Source organism: Pseudomonas sp. MD195_PC81_125, from assembly GCF_014060985.1.
Taxonomy (GTDB): Bacteria; Pseudomonadota; Gammaproteobacteria; order Pseudomonadales; family Pseudomonadaceae; genus Aquipseudomonas; species Aquipseudomonas parakoreensis.
This window is the reverse complement of sequence record NZ_JABULD010000320.1, coordinates 1-4,146: the sequence shown is the minus strand read 5'-3', so window position 1 is coordinate 4,146 and position 4,146 is coordinate 1. Positions and strand designations below refer to the sequence as shown.

Annotated in this window: 5 protein-coding genes; 4 read left to right on the top strand and 1 reads right to left on the bottom strand. The window is 60.5% G+C overall.

What is annotated here, in order from left to right:
• Together HT737_RS13355 and HT737_RS13350 are read left to right on the top strand one after the other, a co-directional pair.
• Positions 1-301: hotdog domain-containing protein (locus HT737_RS13355; RefSeq protein WP_182402817.1), on the top strand; the 301-nt coding region annotated here is incomplete at its 5' end.
• Between the two features lie 191 nt (positions 302-492).
• Complete coding sequence (locus HT737_RS13350; RefSeq protein WP_182402815.1) at positions 493-1,398, top strand: formate/nitrite transporter family protein; 906 nt, start codon at positions 493-495, stop codon at positions 1,396-1,398.
• Here the strand turns inward: HT737_RS13350 and HT737_RS13345 are convergent, their stop codons facing one another.
• On the bottom strand, positions 1,399-2,664 hold the full coding sequence (locus tag HT737_RS13345; protein ID WP_086793619.1) for a sodium:proton antiporter: 1,266 nt from the start codon (positions 2,662-2,664) through the stop codon (positions 1,399-1,401). It lies immediately after the preceding gene.
• 151 nt (positions 2,665-2,815) lie between these two features.
• On the opposite strand from HT737_RS13345, the gene HT737_RS13340 reads away from it, so the two are divergent.
• Both HT737_RS13340 and HT737_RS13335 read left to right on the top strand, forming a co-directional pair.
• On the top strand, positions 2,816-3,649 hold the full coding sequence (locus HT737_RS13340) for an EamA family transporter (RefSeq protein ID WP_095668121.1): 834 nt from the start codon (positions 2,816-2,818) through the stop codon (positions 3,647-3,649).
• Positions 3,650-3,688: 39 nt separating this feature from the next.
• The gene (locus HT737_RS13335) at positions 3,689-4,072 is read left to right on the top strand and encodes an MAPEG family protein (RefSeq protein ID WP_027610617.1); all 384 of its coding nucleotides are present in this window, start codon (positions 3,689-3,691) and stop codon (positions 4,070-4,072) included.
• The last annotated feature ends 74 nt before the right edge of the window (positions 4,073-4,146 follow it).

Sequence of the window (4,146 nt, the reverse complement as noted above, 5' to 3'; positions counted from 1 at the left end):
CGCGATCGTCCAGTTGGGCAATCAGCGCGTGGTGACCAAGTACATTTCCGAAATCAACTTCGTCAGCGCTTCGCGCCAGGGCGACATCATCGAACTGGGCATCACCGCCACCGAGTTCGGCCGCACCTCGATCACCCTCACCTGCGAAGTACGCAACAAGATCACCCGCAAGAGCATCCTCACCGTCGAAAAGATGGTCTTCGTCAACCTCGGTGAAGACGGCCTGCCAGCGCCGCACGGGCGCACCGAGATCAAGTACGTCAAAGACCAGTTCAAGGAAGATGAGCTCGTCAGCGAGTAATGCGAGCCCTGTAGGAGCTGCCGCAGGCTGCGATCTTTTTGACGTTGTTTTTTGCAGAGCAAGATCAAAAGATCGCACCTGCGGCAGCTCCTACACTGTCATGCGTAAAACCGGGGATTTGCGTGGCGCATACAGAACGTATTCCAGGCAAGAACGGTCGTAGCTAAAAGCCCCCACCCGGTTCCCACGCCATGACCACCCCGACAGACGGCAAGACCCCCAATCTCTCGACCGATGAACGACATGAAGTCGAGAAAAACCAGCCGCCTCGCGCAGCGGTTCTGCATGAAATCATCCGCACGCAGGGCGATCAGGAACTGGAGCGCAGCATCGCCGCGTTGTGGTGGTCGGCGCTCGCGGCCGGATTGACCATGGGCCTGTCGCTGATGGGCATGGGCCTGCTCAATTCGCGCCTGCCCGAGGGCGACGAATTCAAGGTCATCGCCAGTTTCGGCTACTGTGCCGGTTTCCTCGCGGTGATTCTCGCCCGCCAGCAACTGTTCACCGAAAACACCCTGACCGCCGTTCTGCCGGTGATGACCAAACCGACCCTGGCCAATTTTGGCCGGTTGATCCGCTTGTGGGGCGTCGTCCTGTTCGGCAATTTGTGCGGGACGATTCTCGTGGCCTACGTGATGCTCGAGCTACCGATCTTTGACACCAGGACCGATCACGCCTTCCTTGAAATCGGCCGCAAGGTCATGGAGAACCACGCCAGCCAGATGTTCGCCAAGGGCATCGTCTCCGGCTGGATGATCGCCACCATGGTCTGGATGATCCCGTCCATGGAGAGCGCGAAGATGTGGATCATCATCCTCATCACTTATCTGATGGCGTTGGGCGACTTCACCCACATCGTGGTCGGTTCGGCGGAAGTCTCGTACCTGGTGTTTGCCGGCGAGTTGCCGTGGAGTGATTTCTGGATGGTGTTTGCCGGTCCGACGCTGGCGGGGAACATCATCGGCGGCAGTTGCATCTTTGCCCTGATCAGCCATGCGCAGATCCGCAGCGAAAGCGGTGCGCCAAAGGAAACAGGCAAGGCCAAAGGGTCTGCGGATCAGGCCGAAAAGCCTGACCCGCAGCAGATCAGAAAATGATCAGTGGTGCGCGGGTTCGGCCGTGGTGGCCGGCTCGTCGCGGGTGGCATGCTTGACCAGCTTGCCGATGGTCAGGCCTTGCAACAGGATCGACGACAGCACCACGATGTAGGTGATGCTCAACAGCAAGTCGCGCTCCGGGCCCAGCGGCAGGGCCAGCGCCAGTGCCACCGAAACACCACCGCGCAAACCGCCCCAGGTCAGGATGCGGATGGTGCCACGCGGCACTGTGCGCCAACGCCTTAACAGAACGATGGCCGGAGCCACGGTGAGCAGGCGCGACAGCAGGATCGCCAGCGCCAGCAAACTGGCCGCCGCCACGTGCGCCCAGTTGAACGGCAGCAGCAACAGCTCCATGCCGATCAGCGCGAACAGCAGGGCGTTGAGCATGTCATCGAGCAGCTCCCAGAAGCCGTCGAGGTACTTGCGGGTCATGTCGTTCATCGCCAGGTTACGCCCCAGGTTGCCGATGATCAGGCCGGCCACCACCATCGCAATCGGCGCCGAGACGTGCAACTCGGTGGCCATCGCCGAACCGCCGATCACCAGCGCCAGGGTCAGCATCACAGTGATCTGATGCTGCTGGACGCTTTTGATCATCCGGTACACCCCATAACCGATCAGCCCGCCGAACAGCACGCCGCCAAGGGCTTCATGCACGAACAGCATGGCCGTGGCGCTGAGGGTCGGCGTCTCACCCAACTGAGCGATGCCCAGCAGCACGGTAAACACCACGACCGCGGTGCCGTCGTTGAACAACGACTCGCCGACGATGGTGGTTTTCAGCGGTTTTGAGGCATTGGCGGTACGCAGTACGCCGAGTACCGCGATCGGGTCGGTCGGCGAAATCAGCGCGCCGAACAGCAGGCAGTAGAGGAAGCTCACGTGCCAACCGAACAGGGCAAAAATGTAATAGGCGAGGCTGCCGATCACGGCGGTGGCAATCAGCACGCCGAACGTCGCCAGCAGGCCGATGGGCCAGCGATAGCTGCGCAAATCGTTGAGGTTGACGTGCAGGGCGCCGGCGAACAGCAGGAACGACAGCATCCAGTTCATCAGCAGGTCGCCGAAGTCGATCTGGCCGATCAGTTGCTGCACGCGTTCTTCGAGGCCGGGGTAGCCGAGCACGCTCAGGCCTTGCAGCAACAGGGAGAACATCAGCGCGGTGACCATCACGCCGATGGTCGGCGGCAGGCCGATGAAGCGGTAATTGACGAAGGTGAGAAGGGTGGTGAGGCAGATAAAAGCGGCTACAAGTTCTAGCATCCGGGCTCCATTGGATGGGGGGAAAGACAGCGCCCCGATTCTTCGGCGCGAATGTTGGATGGGCTGTTTCGGGGTGGGGACACAATCGCATCCCTCGGTTGGTCAGCGGTACGCATTGGTGTAGGGTCAACAAAAAATCAAGGAGTGGGACGTGGCGGCGACAGTTCTGGTGTTGATGGCGGCGCTGTTGCATGCGACGTGGAATACCCTGATCAAGTTCAGTGCCGAACGGCTGTTGGTGGTGGCGTGCATGGACACGGTGGCGCTGTTGTTCGTGGCGCTGGCATTTCCGTTCATCAGCCTGCCGCCGGCGCAAATCTGGCCGTGGATCCTGGCGTCGGCAGCATTCGAGCTGCTGTATCGCTATCTGTTGATCCAGGCTTATCGGGTCGGCGACCTCGGGTTGGTCTATCCCTTGATGCGCGGCTTGTCGCCGCTGGTGGTGCTGGCGCTGACCCTGATCTTCGCCGGCGAAGTGCTCACCACGCAGCAGATCCTCGGGATCATGCTGATTCCGCTGGGCATGGTCTGTCTGCTCTGGCAGGGCGGTGGTGGTAAGCATTTGCCGTGGTCGATGCTGCCGGTGGTGGCGCTAATCGGGCTGTGCATCGGTTGCTACACCTACATCGATGGCCAGGCCTTGCGGCGCTGGTCGCATCCGCTGGATTACCTGGTCTGGGTCACGCTGCTCAGCGCCTGGCCGTTTCCGTTGCTGGCGTGGGTCGCCAAACGCCCGGCATTTCTGGTGTTCTGGCGCGAGCAATGGAAGCTGGGGCTGGCGGTCGGGTTCTGCGTGTTGTTCAGCTACGCTCTGGTGCTGTGGGCGATGCAATTGGGCTCGATTGCCGAAGCGGCAGCGCTGCGTGAAATCAGCGTGATCCTGGTGGTGCTGTTCGGTATGCGTTATCTGAAAGAACCTTTCGGCAGGCCGCGGCTCTTAGCCTGTGGGCTGGTGCTGATCGGCATGCTGGTGATGAAGTTCTGACTGCCCGCCATTTCCAACACTCGAAAAAAGGACGGCGTTATGACGGTGGCTCTGTGGTGTGTATTGATCGCGATTTTCCTGCCGTATGTGTGCACGATTGTGGCCAAGGTCTCGGGCGGTTTCCGGCTCAGTGACAATCATGATCCTCGGGACTTCCTCGATAGCGTGGGCGGCGTCGCCCGACGGGCGCATGCGGCGCAGCTGAACAGCTTCGAAGTGATGCCGGCATTTGCTGCCGCAGTGATTGTTGCGCATCTGGTGGGCACGGCGCAGCTAGTGACCGTGAATGTGCTGGCGGTGCTGTTTATCACCAGTCGCCTGCTGTACATCATCTGCTACCTGGCGGACTGGGCGATCTTGCGGTCGCTGGTGTGGTTTGTCGGGATGGGGCTGATTGCTGCGTTCTTCTTTGTGTCGGTATAGATAAAGCAAGATCAAAAGATCGCAGCCTGCGGCAGCTCCTACAAGGTTGATACATGTCCCCTGTAGGAGCTGCC

What these genes read in the sequence shown, in the direction of transcription:
- HT737_RS13350 (WP_182402815.1), top strand. Translation starts at nt 493, where the DNA reads ATGACCACCCCGACAGACGGCAAGACCCCCAATCTCTCGACCGATGAA.
- HT737_RS13345 (WP_086793619.1), bottom strand. Translation starts at nt 2,664, where the DNA reads ATGCTAGAACTTGTAGCCGCTTTTATCTGCCTCACCACCCTTCTCACC.
- HT737_RS13335 (WP_027610617.1), top strand. Translation starts at nt 3,689, where the DNA reads ATGACGGTGGCTCTGTGGTGTGTATTGATCGCGATTTTCCTGCCGTAT.